Consider the following 22,704-nt stretch of genomic DNA (forward strand, 5'->3'; position numbering starts at 1 on the left):
AGCCAGCGCCGCCTGCGGGTTGATGGCACGCCTGGTGCTTTGGGCGGCTTGCTGCTGCGTAGGCGTGCGGTTCGGGTGGGTTGGTCCCGTCACAAGCCGTACCAGGAGCTGGTCACACCCGAGGGGATACGTCAAGTCGACGAAAAGCGTGTCGACTTGACGTATCCCCTCGGGCGCGACGAGAGCTGTGGCACGACTCGTGACGGGACCAACCCACCGGAACCCCACGCTAAGAGCTGGCTCGGCTGCGCCATCGCGTCGGCTCGCCTTCGGCCTCGCGTGCCTCGCCTTCGGCCTCAGGTTGGGCTCGCCTTCGGCCTCGCGGGTTAGAGGCGGACCGAATCGCCTGTTGTTGCCGACTGCTTCGCCGCCTCGATCACCTCTAGGCCTGTCACCGCGTCCTGTGGGGACACTGGCGGCCTTCCTGCTGCCACTTCCGCGTAGAAGTCTTGATATGCGCCTGGTTCTGTTTGGTGCGGGGTGCCGTTCAGCTTGCCCCAGTTGGGTTCTGGGTCTTCGCCCCAGCCCGGGGTGGCTGGGGTGTGGCCTGCTTTGAGGTGTTCTTCCTGGGGGTCCATGCCGTATTTCACGTAGGCGCCGTCGTGGCCGAGGACTCGGAAGCGGGGGCCCAGGTCTGCTGCCAGTGCGCTCATCCAGAGGTGGGAGCGGACGCCGTTCTCGTGGTTCAGGGAGAGGAAGACGTCGTCGTCTGCCTTGGCGCCTGGGCGGACTGTGGCTATTTCCGCGTGTACTGCCAGTGGGCGGCCGAAGAGGGCCACTGACTGGTCCACCAGGTGGGTGCCCAGGTCGAAGAGGATGCTGCCCAGGTCTGCCGGGTCGCCGGATTCCTTCCAGGACTCCTTGATCTCTGGGCGGTAGCGCTCGAAGCGGGACTCGAAGCGGTGGACTCGGCCCAGGGTTCTTTCGGAGAGGAGTTTGCGGACGGTCAGGAAGTCGCCGTCCCAGCGGCGGTTGTGGAACGGGACCAGCATGAGGCCCTTGGAGGAGGCGATCGAGGCCAGGGCTCGGGCTTCTGCGGCTGAGGCTGCGAAAGGTTTGTCCACCACCACGTTCAGGCCGTGGTCCAGGGCCTGGCGGGCGTGGGTGGCGTGGAAGCGGTTCGGGGTGGTGATGACTACCAGGTCGAAGTTGCCCGACCACACTTCGTCCAGAGAGGACAGGAGACGGGTGGCCGGGTAGCGCGCTGCCACCTCTGCTCGGCGGCGGGGGTTCGCGGTGACCACGGCCTCGAGCTCGAGGCCTGGGGTGGTCGCGATGAACGGGGCGTGGAAGGCCGCCCCACCTAGTCCGTAGCCGACCAGAGCTGTGCGCATGGGATCTAGCCTAAGCGGTCTCACCTGGTGGACGGAGGCGTTGGCGGAGCCCTAACTGTGCTTGGTGGGTCGAGTCCTGTTTGGACCGCCATGCGGCGAGGTGGTCAGGTAGTCGTTTAGGCGTGCGGAGGCGGCGAGCATCGCCAAGCCCTGTGCGGTCAGGCGGCGGCGCCAGTCGGCCAGGGCGGCGGTCAGCGTTTCGGTGCCTCCTGCTGTGCGGATCTGCTGCACCACCAACGCGATGCGGGCCAACGGGTAGCCGCCGCGGCGCAGGAGGTGGGCCAGTTCGGCGTCGCGGACGTCCTCGGCGCGGAAGACGCGGTAGCCGGTGGACTCGCGGTCTGGGGTGAGGATGCCGGCGTCTTCCCAGGCGCGGAGTGTTGCCGGGGTCACGTCGAGGCGGCGGGCCAGCTCGCCGATCGTGCGGGGTTCCAGGGACGGTTCGAAGTCGGTCAGGTCGTGCACGGCCCGGCTGACGGCGTCGAGGGTTTCGCGGTCGCGCAGGAGCTGCTCGTGGGCGCGGTCGACGGTCAGCAGGACGTCGTCCAGGTCGTCGGCGTGAACTGCGTTCATGATCTGGCCTGCTCGCGCGTGGCCGAAGGCGGGGATCAGTGCGATGAACGCGCGCAAAGCGGCGGCGTGGACCTCGGTGTAGACGCGGTAGCCGGACGGGGTGCGCTCGGCCGGTGGGATGAAACCCGACTGCTCGTAGTTGCGGACGGCCTGGGTCGAGATACCGTGCTCTGAGGCGAGGTCGGCTGGACGCACGGTTGAGACTTTAGCCGGGTGTTCCAGGGCCAACTCGCTGAAAGTTTCAATGGAGCTTTCAATGTTACGGTTGAACCACATGAGCCAGGACATTCGCGAGTTCATCAGTCCCTTCACCGAGCTCTTGGCGTTCGGCGAGCCGACGCACCGGGAGCACGCCCACACCTGGATCCGCAACGAGCTGTTCGAGCAGTTGGCGGCGCTGGGCTACCGCTCGATCGCGCTGGAGACCTGCCGGGTGCGCGGGCTGCTCGTCAACGACTACGTGCAGGGCGCGCCCGGTGATCTCGACACGGTGATGGAGGAGGGCTTCTCCCACTCGTTCGGGCAGTGGCCGGCCAACCGCGAGCTCGTCGCGTGGATGCGCGAGTACAACGCGGGCAAGGCGCCGGAGGAACGCCTGGCGTTCCACGGCTTCGACTTCCAGACCGAGACGACCAGCGCGCCCAGCCCGCGGCCCTACCTCGAGCACGCCCGCGACTACCTGGGCGAGGACGTCGACCTCACGACCGACGACGAGAAGTGGAGTCGCGACGAGGCCGTGCTGGACCTCACCCAGTCACCTGGTCGCTCCGAAGAGGCGATCAGACTGCGGGAGATCGGCACGGCGATGCTCAGGCGGCTGCACGCCGTCAAGACGACCGACGACGCCTGGAACCGCGCGGAGCTGCACCTGACGGCCGGCCTCAGCCTCCTCCAGTACCACCGGGAGTGCGCGGAGCCGAACCCGCTCGGTGTCCGGCTCAACCGCCTCTGTCAGATGCGGGACGGGGTGATGGCGCGCAACCTGCTGGAGATCCGGCGCGCCGAGGCGGCGAAGGGGCCGACGTTCGTGTTCGCGCACAACGCCCACCTGCAGCGCACCAACTCCTCGATGGAGATGGGCGGCGAGCGGATCGAGTGGTTCTCCGCGGGAGCGCTCGTCGCCCCGATCCTCGGCGACCAGTACACGGTCGTCGCGGGCACGCTCGGCCGCAACGACACGTTCGGGCTGAGTGAACCGGACAAGGCCACCCTGGAAGGACAGTTGCAGGGCCGGTTCACGACCTGGGGGCTCACCGCGGACAAGCCTCACGGCCCGACCCGCACCGACACCAGGCCGGAAATGGGCTACTTCCCGCTCGATCAGCACCTGATGGACGGTGTGGACGCGCTGCTGCACGTCAGGGTTGGTCGTCCAGTGACGCGGTGATCCACGGCGCGACGGGCAGGTCGCGCGTCTCGCACTCGATCGCCAGCTTCAGGGTCCACCGCAGGGCTTGTAAAACAACTGTCGCGAGCTCCTGCGGTGCCCCGTTGGCCAGGGCGATCTCGATCTGCTCCGAGGCCGCGTCCTGGTCGCCGTGGACCTCGGCCAGCAACGCGCGGATCGCGGTGCGCACGGGTGGGTCCGCGTCGTCGATCTGGACCTCGTTGCCGTCCTCGTCGAAGACCTGCATCTTCACCGGCGTGGCGCCGCCGGAGCCGAGCGCGCTGACCATGCTGCTGCACTCGGCGAACAGCAGCAGCACCAGCTCACGGATCTCCTCGTTGCCCTCGGGAGACCCGCTGAGGTAGCCGGTCACGAGGTCGACCGCCACAGCGTCCTCGCCGGCCCTGGCCGCGGCCAGCGCCTCACCGGCCACGGCCGTCAGCCGTGACCAGCGATCTGGATCCTGTGGTGGTCGCACAGGTACTGCCTACCGCGCGATGTGACGCGTTCGCAATGCCCCATCTTGATCAGAGTGCTACCGGGGTATGTCACTCCGCAGGTCAATGTGGGAATCAGCGGATCCACCTAGCATCGGGTGGTGTTCCGCACGCTGTACCGAACGATCCTCGGTCCCGATCGCACGCGGGTTCTGCCCAAAGCGCTCGGCCGGTTCCGCGTCCCCGCGTTCGCCGGCTTGATCATCTACGGGTTCGTCTGGGCGATCATCGGCAGCGCGACGTACGTGGACACCGCGTACCCGGCTGAGGCGACGAAGTACGGCGACGGCTGGTGGGTGCTCATCTTCTTGGTCACCCTCGGTCCGTACGTGCTGCTCATCTGGTCGCCGCTCTACGCCTGGCGAGTGGCGGCGCCGGCGTTCTACTTCGTCAGTTTCCTCCTGGACGGTGACCGTGCCGGGGCCTTCCAGTACTGGACCGCGCTACCTCTGCTGATCGGCGTCGCCGCGTTCTACTCGCGGGAGATCGTCGTCACCGCCGCGTTGATCACCATGGCGATAGTCCCGTTCGCTGAACCTCAGCGTGCCGCTTTGGCGTTCTACGTGCCACTCATCGTTGCCGTCGTCTACCTCTTCGGTTCGCGCGGACGGGCCGAGCGCGAGCTGGAAGAAGAACGCGGCTCCAAGGCGGCGCTCGAGGAACGTGCTCGCATCGCGCGCGAGATGCACGACGTCGTGGCGCACCACATGTCGATGGTGGTGGTCCGGTGCGAGACCGCGCCCTACCGCCTCCAGGGGCTGAGCGAGGAAGCCGAGAAGGAGTTCGCCGAGCTCGGTGAGGCGGCCAGGGAAGCCATCACGGACATGCAGCGCCTGCTCGGCGTGCTCAGGACGAACGGGCACGAGCCGGAACGCGAACCGCAACCCGGCATCAGCCGCATCCCGGAGCTCACGAGGCCCGGCGACGAGGCCGAGGTCGACGTGGACGACGTGCCGGAGGCGGTCGGGCTGACCGCGTACCGGATCGTGCAGGAGGCGCTCACGAACGCCACCAGGCACGCGCCCGGCTCCAGGGCGTCCGTCCACGTGCACAAGAACGAGGGCCGGCTGGACGTGCTGGTGATCAACACCGCCGGGGGACCGTCGATGGGCGGCGGCAGCGGGCAGGGGCTGGTGGGCATGCGCGAACGCGTCGCGGTCCACGGCGGCACGCTGACCGTGAAGGCCACCGAGGACGGCGGGTTCCTGGTCAGGGCGAGGATTCCGTTGGGGGACAAGTGATCAGGGTGGTCGTGGTCGACGACCAGGAGATGGTGCGCGAGGGCTTCTCCGCGCTGCTCAACTCGCAAGAGGACATCGAGGTGGTGGGTGCCGCGGGCAACGGCCTGCAAGGCGTGGCGTTGGCGCGCACGGTCAAGCCGGACGTCGTGCTGATGGACGTCCGCATGCCCGAGATGGACGGTCTCACAGCGACCCGGTTGCTGCTGGACGGGTCCAGCTCCACGAAGGTGCTCGTGCTGACCACGTTCGACCTCGACGACTACGTGTACGAGGCGTTGCAGGCAGGCGCGAGCGGGTTCCTGCTCAAGCACGCGCCCGCTCGCGAGCTGCTCAACGCCGTGCGCGTGGTGGCCGCGGGGGACGCGCTGCTGGCTCCGTCGATCACCAAGCGCCTGATCGAGGACTTCGTGAGGTCGCGGCGGACCGAGCGTGTCCGGCCCGCGCGGCTGGACGTCCTGACCGACCGCGAGACCGAGATCCTCGTGCTGGTCGCGCAGGGCATGTCGAACGCCGAGATCGCCGCGCACCTCGTGCTGGCCGAGCAGACCGTCAAGACGCACGTGAGCCGCGTGCTCACCAAGCTCGGCCTGCGCGACCGCGCCCAGGCCGTCATCGCGGCGTACGAGAGCGGGCTCGTGGTACCGGGGTAGGGCCGGGAAGACGGCACTCCGGCGTGACGATCACGGGGTCGTCGTCTCCCTAGCTTCGGCTCATGCGCCGAGCCGTCCTGTTCCTCCTGCTGATCGCCGTTCCCGCGGTCGCGCCGTCGATCGCGCAGTGGCGTGGCGACGTCGCCCGCAGGGTCGCGATCGTCGGTGATCTCGCCACCGCCCGCGACGTCGTGGTCGTCGTGCCCGGCTCCGACGTGGACGTGGACCGGTTCGACCGGACCGTCGGGAGGATGGCGACGAACCTGCACGAGCAGGCGCACCGCGACGACCTCGCGGTGATCGCGTGGCTCGGCTACCGGACGCCGCAAGGACTTGGCGTGGACGCCGTGACCGGTTCTCTTGCACGCCAAGGTGCCGCCTCGCTCGTGGACTTCGTACGGGCGTTGCACACCAACGCGCGCATCCACGTCTTCGGGCACAGCTACGGCTCGGTCGTGGTCGGGCTCGCAGCACACGAGCTGAACGTCGACGACATCGTGTTCACCGGAAGTCCTGGTGTGCGGGCGAACTCCGCGGCCGAGCTGGGCACTTCGGCGAAGGTCTGGGCTGTGCGGTCGGCCGGGGACTGGGTGCGGTTCGTGCCCAACGTCCGGCTCCTCGACCTCGGGCACGGCACGGATCCCGCGTCGGACTCCTTCGGTGCCACGGTGTTGCGGTTCGACGGCGGCAAGCACGACACCTACTACGAGCCGGGCACCGAGACGTTGAACGCGCTCGTCCGGATTGCCTTGGGGGAGAAGCAGTGAGGAATCCGTTCGTCGACGCCGTGCGAGCGATTGCGGTCGTCACGGTCGTGCTGGGGCATTGGCTCGTCACGTCACTTGTCGACACACCGACCGGCATGGTCATAGACAGCCCGTTGAAACACATGGCCGCACTTACGCCCGTGTCGTGGGTTCTGCAAACGCTCGGCTTGTTCTTCTTCGTGGGCGGTTATGCGGCCGCACACTCGAAGACGCCGTTCCTCGTCAGGCTGAAGCAACTGGCCGTGCCGACGTTGCTGATGCTGGGAGCGTGGACGGCTGTCCTCTTCGGACTGGTCCTGCGCGGGGTCGACCAGGACACCGCGTGGAACATCGGGTTCCTGGTGACGACGCCGTTGTGGTTCCTGGGCGTCTACCTGGTGCTGCTGGGCATGAAACCGCTGGTGCGCAAGCTGGACGAGTACTCGTGGGGTGTGCTCGTCCCGGTCGCGCTGGTGCTGGTGCTGCCGTACGCGGTGTGGTGGGCGGCCTGGCAGCTCGGGTACGCGGTGGCGCGCAGGAGGATTCTGGGTCCGCCGCTGCTGGTGCTCGGTGTGCTCGGGTACGCCCTGCTCACGACGTTCGGCGGCTATCCGGTCTCGGCGGTCGGCATCCCCGGCGCGACCGCCTCGAACCTGAACCCGCCGAACTACGCCACGCTCGCGCTGGCGTTCGCCCAGATCGGCCTGGTGCTCACGATCGCGCCTGCGCTGACCAGGCTCGGCACGACGAAACCGGTGGCGTGGCTGAACAAGCGAGCGCTGGGGATCTTCCTCGTGCACCAGAGCGCGCTGATCACCGTGACGCTGGCGCTCAGCGCGTGGGGGCCGCTGCCGGGGCTCCAGCAGCCACCAGATCATCCGGGCTGGGTGTGGCAACGAGTGCTGTGGCTGCCGGTGTGCGCGGCCGTGACCTGGGGATGGCTGCGAGCACTGCGAGACCGATCGCCACGGCGTGCAGCACCACCACCGACGGCGGAGGTTGCAGCGCCAGCATCGGCGGTACGCACGCCAGCGCCGTGAGCAGCCACGGCAACCGCGTGTCGCAACTGCCGGTGCGGGCGGTGTGGATCAGGTACCAGCCCAGCAGCAGGTGGATGACGTTCTGCAGCGGATCAACCGGTAGCAGCACCAGCACCCCGTCGCCGAGGAACCCGCTCACCACGAACCCGAGCACGCCCAGCGTCCCGAACGCCACACCCGCGCCCGTGGCGAGCCTCGTCCGGTGCGACTCGTGCGCGAGCTTCGAAGACCTGATCAGGCGCCGCTCGAACCGGTGGAACAGCAGGATCAGCGGGATCAGGCCCAGCACGAGCCAGATCGGCGCCTGCGTGAGCCCGAGCAACCCGATCAGCGCGCCCACCCCGGCCAGGTACGCCAGGTACACCGTCATCGGGGCCCGGCGGGCGAAGTTCACGACGTGCCACCACCGGCCGCCCAGCCACGAGGTGACCCGGTCGCGCGCCAGCAGCGCCAGGCACACCTGCGCGACCCCCAGCACCATCATCGAGCGGGGGTACTCGCTGAAGAACACCAGCGCGGGCAACGTGACCGCGCCCAGCGCCGCCAGCACCCGGCGCGGCACCGCGGTCAGCGTGCCGTCGGCGTAGAAGAACCCGAGCTGCTGCATCAGCAACGCGCCGACGATCAGGTTCGCGTACCCGCCGGTCCTCCAGTCCGTGGACGTGCGCGCGACCTCGACCGCGAGCGTCACCAGCATCAGCACGAACGGCGTGGTGCGGCGGAAGTGCTCGTGCAGCCACGCGGCGGCCGGGGTCGCCGCGACCGCGAGCAGGTACACCCCGAGGAACCACAACGGATGCGTGATCAACCGGCTGTACGCGTCGACCTTGACGTCGAGCAGGTTCAACGCCGCGAACAGCACCACCCAGAGCAGCACGAACGCGAGCACCGGCCGCAGCAGCCACGACGTGCGGCTGGACACCCAGCAGCCGAAGCCGCCCTGGTGCGCCTGCCAGCTGCGCAGGTTCGCGTGCCCGCCCGCGAAGAAGAACAACGGCACCGCCTGCAACGCCCACAGCCACGACGTGCCGAAGCCGCGCAGGTGCGCCAGCGTCGCCACGGTCTCGCCGAGGACCAGCAGCGCCAGGCTGAAGAGCCGCAGGAAGGTCGCGTACCGGTCCTGCTCGGCGTGCTCCAGCACCAGGGGAAGCGAGTTCGCGGTGTCCGAGTGCTCGTCGCGGCGCCGCCCGTGCAGGCGCGCCAGCAGGAGGAACACGACGACCGCGCTGCCGAACGCCCACGCCACCACCGGCTCGTGGCCCGGCGGCCCCCACCGCTGCCGCCACGAGTTGAACTTCAGCCCGAGCGCGTAGGTCTCCGCGACCGCGTGACAGGTCTGCTCGGCGCCGCGCGGGTTCAGCCGGCACTGCGTGTGCAGATCTTCGGCGAGCCGGTCGTCGAGCGCCCTGCGCGCGTCCATGCCGAGCGGGTGGCCCTTGGCCTCGGCGTAGCGCAGCAGGTCGTAGCCCAGGTCGTGCGCGCGGCACCCGGTGCTGAAGTCCCACTCGGTGTCCCCGGCGGGCCCCGAGCAGCCACCGGAGGCGTCGACGAGCCGCAGCGTGCCGTCCGGGGCCGTGACGGTCTTCGGGTCGCGGCCCATCTCCTGCGCGAAGTCCGACGGCAGGCTGAGCCTCGGGTCGTGGGTCGCCGACGGCGCCACGAACGCGTTCACGGCGTTGGCGGCGGCGACCACGTCACCGCTCGGTGGCACCCCGCTGTCGCCGTTCGCGGGGCGGGAAGCGATCACCCCGCACACGAACACCGCGAGCGTGATCACCGTGAACCGGAACCAGGCCGGGAGCCGGAGGAGGAGTTTGCGCGCGCCCATCGTCGCGTCAGGTTACGGAAGGGTCTCGGCTGATCGCCAGTTCAGGAGGTCACGACCGCCGGAGTGAGCGAAGCGAGCGCCATCCTCGCCAGCAGAGAGGCCATCTGGTCGCGGTCGAGATGCGCGCTGTGCGGGGTGGAGTTGATCAACCCGAACACCGCGTGCGCCGCCGCCCGCGCGGTCGGCTCGTCGAAGTCCGGCACGGTCCGCCGGATCGTCTCGACCCACACCTCGACGTAGCGGCGTTGTAACGCGCGCACCCGCCGGCGGTCCGGGTCGGTGAGGTTGGCGAGGTTGCGCATCTGCACGGTGATCAGCGCCGGGTCGTCCAGCGCGAAGTCCACGTGCCAGCCGATCAGGGCCTGCAACGCCTCGTCGGCGTTCGACGCCGCGTCCACCCGCGCCTGGCCGCCGTCCAGCAGCCGCTCGGAGATCGACGTCAGCATCTCGCCGAGCATCGCGTCCTTGCTGCGGAAGTGCCGGTAGAGGGCGGGACCGGAGATGCCGACGGCCGCACCGATGTCGTCGATGCCCACGCCGTGGAAGCCGTGCCGGGCGAAGAGCTCGGCCGCGGCGTTGAGGATCTGGTCCCGACGTGAGGGTTTCTCGGCCACGGGAGGAGGTTAGCAGCCGTTTACCTACCGCCCGCCCGACCAATTCCCCCGCCTCGCCGGACCGCACGCGGGGCCCTTTCGTGCGCTCAGGGTGAACGAAAGCTCCCCGCGTGCACCTGACAACAGGGTGGTCCGGTCGTCCGATGGGTGGAATCTGCGCAGGTACAAGCCCCAAATGTTGACTATTGACCAATACTTCACACAGGTCTTACTCGTGAGTAACCATTGGCGTGCAATGCATCACCCCTGCGGCCCCTTCGGGAGTCTTCGATGCGTCCTGCTCACTTCATCGCCTCAGTGGTCACCGCCGCTGCGGCCGTCATCGCGCTTGCCAATCCCGCCAGCGCGGCCCCTGTCAACTACGTCGCGCTCGGCGACTCGTACTCGTCCGGCCTGGGTACCGGCACGTACGACGGGACGAGCGGCAGCTGCAAGCGCGGCCCGTACGCCTACCCGGCCCTGTGGGCGGCGGCGACAGCGCCCGCGAGCTTCAAGTCGGTGGCCTGTTCCGGCGCGCGGACCGGTGACGTGATCAACCAGGCGGCAGCGGTCACGACCAGCACGAACCTCGTCACGGTGCAGGTCGGCGGCAACGACGCCGGCTTCACCGACGTGATCACCACCTGCACCTTCGGGTCGGACCAGGACTGCGTCAACCGGGTGAACCAGTCGAAGACCTACATCGCCAACACGCTGCCCGGCCTGCTCACCAACGTCTACGGCACCATCAGGTCCAAGTCCCCGTCGGCGCGCGTCGTCGTGCTCGGCTACCCGCGCCTGTACAAGGTGCCGGGCTCGTGCAACGTCGGGCTGAGCGACACCAAGCGGGCCGCGATCAACTCCGGGTCCGACGCGCTGCACAACACCATCAGCGCGCGGGCAGGGGCGGCCGGGTTCACCTACGTCGACGTGCGCGGGGCGTTCACCGGGCACGAGATCTGCTCGTCGAGCTGGTGGCTGAACAGCCTGAGCTGGCCCGTCGAGGAGTCGTACCACCCGAACCGGGCCGGTCAGGCGAACGGCTACCTGCCCGCATTGCGGGCGGTCATCGGCTAGATTCCGGAACGTGAGAGTGCCTGAACACGGCCGTGACCTGCGTTCCGGTGACTCTCGAGCCGTTCCTGTGGACCGGTAGGTTAGCGGGCGCTAACATGAGGAAGTTAACGCCCGCTAACCTGAGGTCTGGGGAGCATGGACGCACCTGTCCTGCGCAGCGCCGCCGAGCCGTCGGACCGCTACGCCAAGGAGCACACCGCGCTCGTCGACGAGCTGCGCGGCAAGCTCGCCACCGCCGCACTCGGTGGCCCGGAGAAGGCACGTCAGCGTCACGTCGACCGCGGCAAGCTGCTGCCGCGCGAGCGCGTGGACACGCTGGTCGACCCCGGCTCGCCGTTCCTGGAGCTGTCTCCGCTCGCCGCGAACGGCATGTACGGCGACGAGGCACCGGCCGCGGGCATCATCACCGGCGTCGGGCGGGTCTCCGGCCGTGAGTGCGTGATCGTCGCGAACGACGCCACGGTCAAGGGCGGCACCTACTACCCGATCACGGTCAAGAAGCACCTGCGCGCGCAAGAAGTCGCGTTGCAGAACAACCTGCCGTGCATCTACCTGGTCGACTCCGGCGGCGCGTTCCTGCCCAAGCAGGACGACGTGTTCCCCGACCGCGAGCACTTCGGCCGGATCTTCTACAACCAGGCCACGATGTCGGCGCGCGGGATCCCGCAGATCGCCGCGGTGCTCGGTTCCTGCACCGCCGGTGGCGCGTACGTGCCGGCGATGAGCGACGAGGCGATCATCGTCCGGAACCAGGGCACGATCTTCCTCGGTGGTCCGCCGCTGGTGAAGGCCGCGACCGGTGAAGTGGTCAGTGCCGAGGACCTCGGTGGCGGCGACCTGCACTCGCGGACGTCCGGCGTCACCGACCACCTGGCGGAGAACGACGCGCACGCACTCAGGATGGTCCGGTCGATCATCTCCACGCTCGGGCCGCGCGTGCAGCGCCCGTGGGACGTCGCCCCGGTCGAGGCACCCGCGGTCACGGACGATCTTTTCGGCGTGGTGCCAACGGATTCCCGGACGCCCTACGACGTGCGCGAGGTCATCGCACGGATCGTCGACGGCTCGAAGTTCCAGGAGTTCAAGAAGGAGTACGGCGCGACCCTCGTGACGGGCTTTGCGCGCATTCACGGCCACCCGGTCGGGATCGTCGCCAACAACGGCATCCTGTTCGGCGAGTCGGCGGTGAAGGGCGCGCACTTCATCCAGTTGTGCGACAAGCGGTCCATCCCGCTGGTGTTCCTGCAGAACATCACCGGGTTCATGGTCGGCCGCGAGTACGAGGCGGGCGGCATCGCCAAGCACGGCGCCAAGATGGTGACCGCGGTGGCCTGCGCGCGAGTCCCGAAGTTCACCGTGATCATCGGTGGCTCGTTCGGCGCCGGCAACTACTCGATGTGCGGCCGGGCGTACTCGCCGCGGTTCCTGTGGATGTGGCCGAACGCGCGCATCTCCGTGATGGGCGGCGAGCAGGCGGCATCGGTGCTCGCCACGGTCCGCCGCGACCAGCTCGGTGACGAGTGGTCAGCGGAGGACGAGGAGGCGTTCAAGGCGCCGATCCGCCAGCAGTACGAGGACCAGGGCAACCCGTACTACTCGACCGCGCGGCTGTGGGACGACGGCGTGATCGACCCGCGCGACACCCGCATGGTGCTCGGGCTGGCGTTGTCCTCCGCGGCGAACGCCCCCATCGACGATGTTTCCTACGGCGTCTTCCGGATGTGATCATGTTCGACAGCGTTCTGGTGGCGAACCGCGGGGAGATCGCGGTCAGGGTGATCCGCGCGTTGCGGTCGCTCGGGATCCGTTCCGTCGCCGTGTACTCCGACGCGGACGCCGATGCGTTGCACGTCCGGCTGGCCGACGAGGCCGTGCGGATCGGGCCCGCGGCGGCCCGCGAGTCCTACCTCTCGATCGAGAAGATCGTCCAGGCCGCCCTTTCCACTGGCGCGCAGGCGATCCACCCCGGCTACGGTTTCCTCGCCGAGAACACGGCGTTCGCGGCCGCTTGTGCGGACGCCGGCGTCGTCTTCGTGGGACCGCCTGCGTCGGCGATCGACGCGATGGGCGACAAGATCCGCGCGAAGCTGACCGTGTCGGCCGCGGGTGTTCCCGTGGTGCCGGGCCGTACTCGCGAGGGCATGTCCGACGACGAGATCGTCGACGCCGCCCTGGAGATCGGTTTTCCGGTGCTGCTCAAGCCTTCCGCGGGCGGCGGCGGCAAGGGCATGCGGCTCGTGCACGAGGAGTCGGCGCTGCGCGAGGCGATCGAGTCGGCACGGCGGGAGGCGCGCGGGTCGTTCGGTGACGACACGCTGCTGATCGAGCGGTTCATCACGAACCCGCGGCACATCGAGATCCAGGTGCTCGCGGACTCGCACGGCAACGTGATCCACCTCGGTGAGCGCGAGTGCAGCCTCCAGCGGCGGCACCAGAAGATCATCGAAGAGGCGCCGTCGCCGTTCCTCACGCCCGAGATGCGTGAAGCGATGGGTCCCGCCGCCGTCGACGCGGCCAAGTCCTGCGGCTACGTCGGCGCGGGCACGGTCGAGTTCATCGTGGACGGACGGACCGGCGACTACTTCTTCATGGAGATGAACACCCGGCTGCAGGTCGAGCACCCGGTGACCGAGGAGGTCACGGGCGTCGACCTGGTCGAGTGGCAGCTCCGCGTGGCGTCCGGCGAGGTGCTCGATCTCGAGGTTTCGCTGACCGGGCATTCGGTCGAGGCGCGGGTCTACGCGGAGGACCCGTCACGCGGCTTCCTGCCGACCGGTGGCCGGGTGCTGGCGCTCAGCGAGCCCACGTCGGTCCGCGTGGATTCCGGGCTGTACGAGGGACTTGTCGTCGGCTCGGACTACGACCCGATGCTCGCCAAGGTGATCGCGCACGGCCGCACCCGCGAGGAGGCCTTGCGGCGCCTGGATCACGCACTCGGTCAGATGGTGCTGCTCGGCGTCACGACGAACATCCCGTTCCTGCGGGCGTTGCTGCGCGATCCCGACGTCCGTTCCGGCGCGCTCGACACCGGTCTGGTGGAGCGGAAGCTGGACTCGTTGACGTCGGCGGAGATCCCGGACGACGTGTACGTCGCGGCCGGCCTGGAACGGTCTCTGGAACCTCGCGGCGACGACCCGTGGGACCAGCTGTCCGGGTGGCGCGTCGGTGAGCACGCGTGGACGACCTGGCGGATCAACGACGTCGACGTGCGCGTGCGCGGCGATGAAGTCGCTGTGGGCGCTGGGGAACCGGTTCGCGCGCGGGCCCGCCGGGAAGGCTCGGACCTGCTCGTCGGCTCGCGCCGGTACTCGATCGCCCGTGACGGCGACGTGCTGTGGCTGGGCCACGACGGCGCCTCCTGGGCGTTGGTGGAGGCCGAGTTCCTGGTCGGCGCGTCCGGGTCCGGTGCGGCCGCGTCGGGCGGTCCGGTGAAGTCGCCGATGCCCGGAACCGTGCTGGTGGTGCGGGCTTCCGCCGGTGACGAGGTCACCGCGGGTCAAGCGTTGTTCGTGGTCGAGGCCATGAAGATGGAGCACACCGTGACCGCACCGGTCGACGGCGTGCTCGCCGAAGTGAACGTGCAAGCAGGCCAGCAGGTCGCACTCGACCAGGTGCTGGCTCTCGTCGTCTCTCACGAGGAGTGACACCGATGTTGGACTTCAGACTCCCGAGCGAGTACGAGGACCTGCGCAAGACCGTCGAGGAGTTCGCTCGCGACGAGGTGGCCCCGGTCATCGGCGACTACTACGAGCGCTGCGAGTTCCCGTACCCGATCGTGGCGAAGATGGGCGCGATGGGCCTGCTCGGCCTGCCGTTCCCCGAGGAGCACGGCGGCATGGGCGGCGACTACTTCGCGCTGTGCCTGACGCTGGAGGAGCTCGCGCGCGTCGACTCGTCGGTCGCGATCACGGTCGAGGCGGCCACCTCGCTGGGCGCCATGCCGATCTACCGCTTCGGCACCGACGAGCAGAAGGCCGAGTGGTTGCCGTCGCTCACGTCCGGCGAGAAGCTCGGCGCGTTCGGCCTGACCGAGCCGGGCAGCGGTTCGGACGCGGGTGCGCTTGCCACCACGGCCCGTCTCGAGGGCGACGAGTGGGTCATCAACGGCACCAAGGCGTTCATCACGAACTCCGGCACGGACATCACCGGCCTGGTGACCGTGGCCGCCGTGACGGGCACGCTGCCCGACGGCCGCAAGGAGATCTCGTCGATCATCGTCCCGTCCGGCACGCCGGGCTTCACGGTGTCGAAGAAGTACTCCAAGGTCGGCTGGTGCGCCTCGGACACGCGTGAACTGTCCTTCCAGGACTGCCGGGTGCCCGCCGCGAACCTGCTCGGAGAGCGCGGCCGCGGCTTCGCCCAGTTCCTGCGCACGCTGGACGAGGGCCGCGTCGCCATCGCGGCTCTCTCTGTCGGTCTCGCCCAGGGCTGCGTGGACGAGTCGGTGCGCTACGCCCACGAGCGCGAGACGTTCGGCGCGAAGATCGGGACGTACCAGGCGATCCAGTTCAAGATCGCCGAGATGGAAGCCCGCGTGCACACCGCGCGGCTGGCCTACTACGAGGCCGCGTCCCGGATGCTGCGCGGCGAGCCGTTCAAGAAGCAGGCGGCCATCGCGAAGCTCGTGTCGTCCGAGGCGGCGATGGACAACGCCCGTGACGCCACGCAGATCTTCGGCGGGTACGGCTTCATGAACGAGTACCCGGTCGGCCGGTTCTACCGGGACGCCAAGATCCTGGAGATCGGCGAGGGCACCTCCGAGGTGCAGAAGATGCTGATCTCACGCGAACTCGGGCTGTAGTGCTTCGGGCCGGCGCGATCGAGTGATCGCGCCGGCACTCGTGGCCTCTCAGAGCTTGGGCACCGCGCGGTCGATGATCGCGGCGAAGTCGGTGGACTTGGGGAGCGTGCCAAAAGCCACTCCCCAGTCCCCGCCGATCCGTGAGCTCACGAACGCGTCGGCGACCGCGGGGTGCCCGTGCTTGACCAGCAGGGCGCTCTGCAGGATCAGCGCCATCTTCTCGACCACCCGGCGGGCCTGCGACTCGTCCACATCGGACAACGCGGTGCCGAGCTCGTTCAGCGCCCTGTCGATCCGCGGGTCGACGCCGCTGACCACGCCGAGGAACTCCTGCACCGACTCGGGTTCCTTCTTCATCGCGCGCAGGACGTCCAGCGCGGCCACGTTGCCGGAACCCTCCCAGATCGACATCAGCGGTGACTCGCGGAACAGCCGCGGCATCCCGCTGTCCTCGATGTAACCGTTGCCGCCCAGGCATTCCAACGCTTCCGCGGCGTGCACCGGGCCGCGTTTGCAGACCCAGTACTTGGTGACCGCGAGCCCGAGCCGCGGCCGGTGCCGTGCGAGCCACATCGCGGCCGTCGTGGCGGCCTCGGACTCGACGGCCAGGTCCGCCAGTACGTTCCTCATGGCCGGCTGGTCGATCAGGTACTTCCCGAACGCCTTGCGGTGGGCAGCGTGGTGCGCCGCCTGCCTGAGCCCGGCGCGCATCCCCGCCGCGGAACCGAGAACGCAGTCCAGCCGGGTCATGTTGACCATCTCGATGATCGTCCGCACGCCGCGACCCTCGTCGCCCACCCTCAGCGCGAACGCCTCGTCGTACTCGATCTCGGCGGACGCGTTGGACTTGTTGCCCAGCTTGTCCTTGAGCCGCTGGAGGAAGAACCTGTTGCGCGTGCCGTCCGGCAGCACCCGCGGCACCAGGAAGCAGGTCAGGCCGCCCGGCGCCTGCGCGAGAGTCAGGAACACGTCCGACATGGGTGCCGACGTGAACCACTTGTGCCCGGTCAGCACGTACCCGTCCTGGACCGGCCTGGCCACGGTGGTGTTCGCCCGGACGTCCGACCCGCCCTGCTTCTCGGTCATGGACATGCCGGCGATCAGGCCCTGTTTGGACAGTGGCGCGCGCAGGCCGAAGTCGTAGTTCCGCGCGGTGAGGAGCGGTTCGTAAGTCGAAGCCAGATCCGGCGCCACGCGCAGAGCGGGCACGGCCGCGTAAGTCATCGAGATCGGGCAACCGTGGCCGGCCTCGACCTGGGACCACACGTAGAACTTGGCGGCACGCTCCAGATGGCCACCGTCGACGTAGGCGTGCAGTCCGTGCGAAACGGCGACGTTCATCAGGTCGTGCCAGGCGGGGTGGAACTCGACCTCGTCGATCCGGTTGCCGTACCGGTCGTGCGTGCGCAGGACCGGCGGGTACGTGTTCGCGAGACGGCCGCGCTCCTGCCACTCCTCACTGCCCGCGAGCCTGCCCAGTGAGTGCAGTTCGGCGTCATCGACCCAGGTGAGCAGCGCGGGGTCGTCCGCGACGTCGTGACCGCTCAGCGGCGGCACCTGGTTGGTCACCTCGTGCGTAGCCATGCCCGCACGCTACTACTCATCAGTAACTCCGGGCAGCCTCGCGGGCGTAGAACTCGCGGTCGGGGTGGATCTCGGCCAACACGGAGAGCGCCCGTCGTTCGAGCAGCTTGAAACCACTGGTCCTGGCGATGGTGAGGCCCAGCTGGACGTCCGCGACGGTGCGCATGGTGATCAACGCGGCCGCCTCGGCGTGCGCGTACCCCACGCTGCGGGCGAGCGCGACCGCCCGCGTCAGGTGCTCCCTGGCCTCGTCGTCACGGCCGAGGCTGCGCAACGCGGCCCCGAGCGTGCTGCACGCGTCCGCCTCGGCGGCGGGGTCGTCGATCTCCTTCGCGATCTCCAGCGCCTCGGTGCCGTGCCGCAGCGCCTCCTCGTACCGGCCGGCGTCCCCGCAGGCCCACGCGAGGTCGTCCAGCGCGTGCGAGAGCAGGGCGCGGCCGGCGTGCCGGCGCAGCACGACGATGGCCCTGGTCGAGCAGTCGATCGCCTCGTCGACCCTGCCGAGGTCGCGGAGCGTGAGCCCGTACGACGACAGGTAGACCCCGGCCCGGTCCTCCAGCCCCAGCTCGGTGGCCCTCTGGATGGCCAGCTCGAAGTACTGAGCGGACGTCTCCAGCTCGCCCTGCAGCCAGCAGCCGGCGCCGAACGCGGCGTACAGCGCGTGCAGCAGGTCCTTCTGCCCGAGCTCGGTGGCCAGGTCCACGGCCGCTCTGCAGCACTCGAGCGAACGGCCGACGTCGCCGATCTCCCGCCACAGGTTGCTCAGCGCGGACAACAGCCGCACCCGTGCCCGCGGCCAGGCGAGGTCGAGCGCCTGTTCGGCGATCTCCACGGCCTGCCGGAGCCTGCCCGAGTTCGCGTACCCGCTGGACAGCGCGTGCAACGCGGCCAGCCGCCCGCGGTCGTCCCCGGCTGCCTCGGCGGCCTCGAGCGCGGCGGTGCCGACCGTGAACAGGTCGGCGGCGTACCTGCTCAACCGGAGGAACCCGTGCAGCCGGTCCGCGTAGAGCCACCGCAGTCGGGCCGGAGCGTTGGTGGTGAGGGCGACGAGGTTCGCCCGTTCCGCCTCGAGCCACGCCCGCCCGCTGGTGGGCAGGGTGATCTCGGTGCCCTCCTCCAGGTGCCGGAACTCGGTGGTCAGCTGTTGCGCCGCGGTGTGCGCGGCGTCGAGGTACCAGCCGTGGTAACGGTCGAGTGCCTGGTCGAGGTCCTCGGCCCGCTCGTCGCTCTGCGCCCGCTCGTGCGCGTAGAGCCGCAACAGGTCGTGCAGGCGGTAGCGGCCGGGGATGTGCTGTTCGACGAGGTTCGCCGCGAGCAGGGTGTCGAGAGACGCGTCACCCGCCAGCGGGGCGGCGGACTCGGCGGTGAAGTCGACGCCGGCGAGCAGGCCGAGCCGCCGGAACAACCGCCGGTGCGCCTCGTCCAGCGCCAGGTACGAGAGGTCGAACGCGGCCCGCACCGCGACCTGCTCGTCGTCGTGGATCTCGAGTGCCGCCAACCGGTTCTGCTCGCGCAGCTCGGTCACGGTGTCGGCGAGGAACGGGCCGGCGTTGGCCGCCGCGATCCGCAGCGCGAGCGGCAGGTACCCGCACAGCCGCGCGAGCTCCCGCGCCGCCGCGACGTCGACGTCCTGGCCGAGCAGGCCGCGCACCACCGCGACGGCCTCGTCCTCGCTGAGCACGTCGAGGAACAGCGGGCTCGCGTCCACCCCGCTGAGCCGGTTGCGGCTGGTGATGAGGCACGTCGAGGCGCCGCCCGGCAGCAACGGCCGCACCTGGGCGGGATCGGCGGCGTTGTCGAGCAGCACCAGCATCCGGCGGCCGGCCATCAGCGTCCGGTACAGCTCGGCCTGCTCGTTCTCGCTGATGGGCACCTGGTACGCGCGCACCCCGAGCGCCCGCAGGAACTGGGTGAGCACGTCAGTCGGGCGCAGCGGCTGGTCCTGCGGGTCGAAGCCGCGCAGGTTCACGTACAGGTGACCGTCCGGAAACCGGTCCGACTCGTTGTGCGCGAACTGCAACGCCAGTGATGTCTTCCCGACGCCGGCGGTGCCGTCGATGGCGGTGATGAGCACGACCCCGGACCGGTCGGCCAGCTCACGCAGCTCGGGTTCCCGGCCGGCGAACCCGCCCGGTGCCGCCGGGAGCTGACGCGGCACGCGCTCCGGTGCCACGGGTGAGTCGTCGGCGTGGTCGAGCTCTTCCTGCACCGCGCGCCGTTCGAACGCGAGCGCCTCGCGTACGCCTGCCCACCAACGTCGTCGCGGCAGATCGCGCAACGCCTCGCCCTGCCACAGATCCAGGGCCGACCGCAGCAGTGCGGGGTTCGCGAGCGTGCGTGCTTTTGCGACCAGACGCCGGAAATGGTGCAAATCAACCAAGTCCGGGTCGATTTCGGCCAGATAGGTCTGCCCGACCGTGACGATCGCGAGCTCCGGCACGGGTTCCAGCGCCCTGCGCAGCCGGTGCATCTGGTTGCGCAGCGCCTTGTCCGGGTTCGACGGTGGCTCGTCTCCCCAGGTCGCGGCCAGCAGCCGGGACATCGGCACGGCTCGTCCCGGTTCGAGCAGCAACGCCGCCAGCAGGCACCGCTGACGTTCCGTCAACGAGACACCCGAGACGGCGAGACTTCCGAGGAGCCGTATGCGCACAGAGTGATTCAACAGGAAGATCACTGGCCCATTCGGGATTTGGGGGTGCCAACGGCGCTGACGAGGAATAACGTCGTTCTGGTGAGTGACCATGGGCACAGCACGGCCGTTTCTGCGCTGACCGCGCAGTACGCCGCGATGCGCGAAGGTGCGCCAGTGCGGCTCGCTAAGAAGACGTCGAACCTCTTCCGGTTCCGCGCCGAGCAGTCGGGCGGGTTGGACGTCGGCAGGTTCGACCGGGTGCTGGCGGTGGACCCGGTCGGACGCACCGCACAGGTGCAAGGCATGACCACCTACGAGAACCTCGTTGCCGCGACCCTGCGCCACGGCCTGATGCCGCTCGTCGTGCCGCAGCTCAAGACCATCACGATCGGCGGGGCGGTGGCGGGCCTCGGCATCGAGTCCACCTCCTTCCGCAACGGCCTGCCGCACGAGTCCGTGCGGGAGCTGGAGATCCTCACCGGGGACGGCGAGGTCGTGGTGGCCAAACCGGACGACGACCTGTTCCGCGCGTTCCCCAACTCCTACGGGACGCTGGGATACGCGCTGCGGCTGGAGATCGAGCTGGAGCCGGTGCGCCAGTACGTCCGGCTGCGGCACGTGCCGTTCGGCTCGTTCGCCGAGTGCGCCGCCGTCATCGAGGAGGTCTGCTCGGACGGTTCGGCGGACTTCGTCGACGGCACGGTGTTCTCCCGCGGCGAGATGTACCTGACGCTCGGCCACTACGCCGACATCGCGCCGTACACGTCGGACTACACCGGCAACGACATCTACTACCGGTCCATCCAGAAACGCCGGACGGACCACCTGACGATCCACGACTACCTGTGGCGCTGGGACACCGACTGGTTCTGGTGCTCACGGGCGTTCGGGGCGCAGAACCCGGTGGTGCGCCGCCTGTGGCCCAAGCGCTACCTGCGTTCGGACGTGTACCGCAAGCTGGTGGCCAAACACCGTCAGCTGAGGCCGCGCACCGACGTCGAGCCGGTGATCCAGGACGTCGAGATCCCTGTCTCGGCGCTGGCCGACTTCCTCGACTTCTTCGACCGCGAGATCGGCATCTCGCCGGTGTGGCTCTGCCCGGTTCGCCTGCGCGACACCACGGGCTGGCCGCTGTACCCGATGGACGCGGACACGTTGTACGTGAACGTCGGGTTCTGGTCGGAGGTCCCGGTGCGGCCGGGGGAGAAGATGGGTGACCGCAACCGGCTGATCGAGCGCGAGGTGGCGCGGCTGGGCGGTCACAAGTCGCTGTACTCGGACTCCTACTACACCGAGGACGAGTTCTGGCGGCACTACAACGGTTCGCACTACCGGTCCGTGAAGAGCCGGTACGACCAGACGAACCGCCTGCCTGATCTGTACGCCAAGTGTGTCAGGGGACGATGAATGCGGTTGGCCTCGATTTTCCAGCGCATCACGGGTGGCGACAACGTTCGCTTCCAGGCCTACGACGGCAGCACCGCCGGGCCGTCGGAAGCCTCGGTGTCGATCGACATCAAGACACCGGAAGCCCTGTCCTACCTGGCCTCCGCGCCCGGTGAGCTGGGCCTCGCCCGCGCGTACGTGACCGGTCACCTGGAGATCCTCGGCGACGTGCACGCCGGCCTCTCCCAGCTCTCCGAGTTCTCGTTGCGCGAGCTCCCGTGGCTGCAACGCGCGGAGCTGCTGCGCTTCCTCGGGCGAATCCGGTTGTCGCACAAGGTGTCTCCGCCGCCGCAGGAGACCCGCCTGCGCGGCCTGCGTCACTCGAAGGCCCGCGACCAGCAGGCCATCGCGCACCACTACGACGTCTCGAACCAGTTCTACGAGTGGATCCTCGGCCCGTCGATGGCCTACACCTGCGCGGTGTACCCGACGCTCGAGTCCACACTGGAGGAAGCCCAGTTCGAGAAGCACGACCTGGTCGCCCGCAAGCTGGGCCTCCGTCCGGGCATGAAGCTGCTCGACGTCGGCTGCGGCTGGGGCGGCATGGTCATGCACGCGGCCCGCGAGTACGGCGTGCGGGCGATCGGCGTGACGTTGTCCCGCAACCAGGCCGAGTGGGCGCAGAAGGCGATCGTCGAGGCCGGCCTGTCCGACCTCGCCGAGGTGCGGCACCTCGACTACCGCGACGTGCGGGAAACCGGCTTCGACGCGGTGTCGTCGATCGGCCTCACCGAGCACATCGGCAAGGCCCAGTTGCCGGCGTACTTCTCGTCGTTGTACCGCAAGCTGAAGCCGGGTGGCCGGTTGCTCAACCACTGCATCACCCGTCCGAACAACAAGGAACGCGCGCTGTCCGGCCCGTTCATCAACCGGTACGTGTTCCCGGACGGCGAGCTCGTCGGGCCGGGGCACATCGTGTCCCAGATGCACGACACCGGGTTCGAGGTGCGGCACGAGGAGAACATTCGCGAGCACTACGCGCTCACGCTGGCCGCGTGGGGGCGGAACCTCGACGCCCACTGGGACGAGGCCGTGGAGGAGGTCGGGGAGGCACGCGCTCGGGTGTGGCGGCTGTACCTGGCGGCGTCGCGGCTGGGGTTCGACCGGAACAACATCCAGCTGCACCAGGTGCTCGGGGTGAAGCTGGACGGGACTCGGTCGCACATGCCGTTGAGGCCGGACTGGCTGTCCTGAACGTCGAAAGGGCCGCGGCATCGCCGCGGCCCTGATCTCTGTGATCCCCCGATCGGGGCCGTTGGTGCCACAATGGCACCA

Annotated in this window: 17 protein-coding genes and 1 pseudogene; 11 read left to right on the top strand and 7 right to left on the bottom strand. The window is 69.2% G+C overall.

Annotation, left to right across the window (positions count from 1 at the left end; translation table 11 throughout):
- Nucleotides 1–326: 326 nt before the first annotated feature.
- Entirely contained in the window at nt 327–1,334 is a 1,008-nt protein-coding gene (locus AOM45_RS10765) for a Gfo/Idh/MocA family protein (protein ID WP_030467534.1), read from the bottom strand.
- Nucleotides 1,335–1,385: 51 nt separating this feature from the next.
- Nucleotides 1,386–2,102 carry a TioE family transcriptional regulator gene (locus tag AOM45_RS10770; protein ID WP_236703291.1) on the bottom strand — a complete coding sequence of 239 codons (717 nt, stop codon included), beginning with the start codon at nt 2,100–2,102 and terminating at the stop codon, nt 1,386–1,388.
- A gap of 79 nt (nt 2,103–2,181) precedes the next feature.
- On the opposite strand from AOM45_RS10770, the gene AOM45_RS10775 reads away from it, so the two are divergent.
- Nucleotides 2,182–3,294, top strand: coding sequence for an erythromycin esterase family protein (locus AOM45_RS10775; RefSeq protein WP_030467532.1), 1,113 nt, complete (start codon nt 2,182–2,184; stop codon nt 3,292–3,294).
- Here the strand turns inward: AOM45_RS10775 and AOM45_RS10780 are convergent.
- Nucleotides 3,266–3,772, bottom strand: coding sequence for a hypothetical protein (locus tag AOM45_RS10780; protein WP_030467531.1), 507 nt, complete (start codon nt 3,770–3,772; stop codon nt 3,266–3,268). The genes AOM45_RS10775 and AOM45_RS10780 overlap by 29 nt on opposite strands.
- Before the next feature lie 120 nt (nt 3,773–3,892).
- Here AOM45_RS10780 and AOM45_RS10785 point away from each other — a divergent pair, with 120 nt between their 5' ends.
- The 4 genes from AOM45_RS10785 (at nt 3,893) to AOM45_RS52760 (ending at nt 7,468) form a co-directional block, all read left to right on the top strand.
- On the top strand, nt 3,893–5,032 hold the full coding sequence (locus AOM45_RS10785; protein ID WP_030467530.1) for a sensor histidine kinase: 1,140 nt from the start codon (nt 3,893–3,895) through the stop codon (nt 5,030–5,032).
- Nucleotides 5,029–5,682 (top strand): response regulator, encoded by a 654-nt coding sequence (locus tag AOM45_RS10790; protein ID WP_030467529.1) that lies wholly within the window; start codon nt 5,029–5,031, stop codon nt 5,680–5,682. The genes AOM45_RS10785 and AOM45_RS10790 overlap by 4 nt, the downstream gene beginning before the upstream one ends.
- Before the next feature lie 62 nt (nt 5,683–5,744).
- Nucleotides 5,745–6,449: an alpha/beta hydrolase gene (locus AOM45_RS10795; RefSeq protein WP_051783308.1), complete on the top strand. Its 705-nt coding sequence runs from the start codon at nt 5,745–5,747 to the stop codon at nt 6,447–6,449.
- Nucleotides 6,446–7,468 carry an acyltransferase family protein gene (locus AOM45_RS52760; RefSeq protein ID WP_081902100.1) on the top strand — a complete coding sequence of 341 codons (1,023 nt, stop codon included), beginning with the start codon at nt 6,446–6,448 and terminating at the stop codon, nt 7,466–7,468. Before AOM45_RS10795 ends, AOM45_RS52760 begins: the two co-directional genes overlap by 4 nt.
- A 1,366-nt stretch (nt 7,469–8,834) precedes the next feature.
- On the opposite strand, the pseudogene AOM45_RS54020 reads toward AOM45_RS52760, so the two are convergent.
- A pseudogene (locus AOM45_RS54020) lies at nt 8,835–9,296 on the bottom strand (hypothetical protein); the annotation flags it as partial.
- Between the two features lie 41 nt (nt 9,297–9,337).
- Nucleotides 9,338–9,910, bottom strand: coding sequence for an SACE_7040 family transcriptional regulator (locus tag AOM45_RS10810; RefSeq protein WP_030467526.1), 573 nt, complete (start codon nt 9,908–9,910; stop codon nt 9,338–9,340).
- A 270-nt stretch (nt 9,911–10,180) separates the two neighbouring features.
- Here AOM45_RS10810 and AOM45_RS10815 point away from each other — a divergent pair, with 270 nt between their 5' ends.
- The 4 genes from AOM45_RS10815 to AOM45_RS10830 all read left to right on the top strand — a co-directional run bounded on the left by AOM45_RS10815 (nt 10,181) and on the right by AOM45_RS10830 (nt 15,767).
- Nucleotides 10,181–10,966, top strand: coding sequence for an SGNH/GDSL hydrolase family protein (locus AOM45_RS10815; RefSeq protein WP_030467525.1), 786 nt, complete (start codon nt 10,181–10,183; stop codon nt 10,964–10,966).
- Nucleotides 10,967–11,101: 135 nt separating this feature from the next.
- Nucleotides 11,102–12,691, top strand: a complete 1,590-nt coding sequence (locus AOM45_RS10820; RefSeq protein ID WP_030467524.1) for a carboxyl transferase domain-containing protein — start codon at nt 11,102–11,104, stop codon at nt 12,689–12,691.
- 2 nt (nt 12,692–12,693) lie between these two features.
- A complete protein-coding gene (locus AOM45_RS10825; RefSeq protein ID WP_030467523.1) occupies nt 12,694–14,610 on the top strand; it encodes an acetyl/propionyl/methylcrotonyl-CoA carboxylase subunit alpha in 1,917 nt (638 codons plus the stop codon).
- 5 nt (nt 14,611–14,615) lie between these two features.
- Nucleotides 14,616–15,767 (top strand): acyl-CoA dehydrogenase family protein, encoded by a 1,152-nt coding sequence (locus AOM45_RS10830; RefSeq protein WP_030467522.1) that lies wholly within the window; start codon nt 14,616–14,618, stop codon nt 15,765–15,767.
- Between the two features lie 48 nt (nt 15,768–15,815).
- Here AOM45_RS10830 and AOM45_RS10835 read toward each other — a convergent pair whose 3' ends face one another.
- Both AOM45_RS10835 and AOM45_RS10840 read right to left on the bottom strand, forming a co-directional pair.
- Nucleotides 15,816–17,351 carry an acyl-CoA dehydrogenase family protein gene (locus AOM45_RS10835; RefSeq protein ID WP_030467521.1) on the bottom strand — a complete coding sequence of 512 codons (1,536 nt, stop codon included), beginning with the start codon at nt 17,349–17,351 and terminating at the stop codon, nt 15,816–15,818.
- 19 nt (nt 17,352–17,370) lie between these two features.
- Nucleotides 17,371–20,001: an ATP-binding protein gene (locus tag AOM45_RS10840; RefSeq protein WP_051783305.1), complete on the bottom strand. Its 2,631-nt coding sequence runs from the start codon at nt 19,999–20,001 to the stop codon at nt 17,371–17,373.
- 138 nt (nt 20,002–20,139) lie between these two features.
- Between AOM45_RS10840 and AOM45_RS10845 the strand changes: the two genes are divergently transcribed.
- Both AOM45_RS10845 and AOM45_RS10850 read left to right on the top strand, forming a co-directional pair.
- A complete protein-coding gene (locus tag AOM45_RS10845; RefSeq protein ID WP_081902098.1) occupies nt 20,140–21,390 on the top strand; it encodes an FAD-binding oxidoreductase in 1,251 nt (416 codons plus the stop codon).
- Nucleotides 21,391–22,623: an SAM-dependent methyltransferase gene (locus tag AOM45_RS10850; RefSeq protein ID WP_030467518.1), complete on the top strand. Its 1,233-nt coding sequence runs from the start codon at nt 21,391–21,393 to the stop codon at nt 22,621–22,623. It begins immediately after the preceding gene.
- Nucleotides 22,624–22,704 lie beyond the last annotated feature (81 nt).

It is taken from the genome of Lentzea aerocolonigenes (assembly GCF_000974445.1).
Taxonomy (GTDB): domain Bacteria; phylum Actinomycetota; class Actinomycetes; order Mycobacteriales; family Pseudonocardiaceae; genus Lentzea; species Lentzea aerocolonigenes.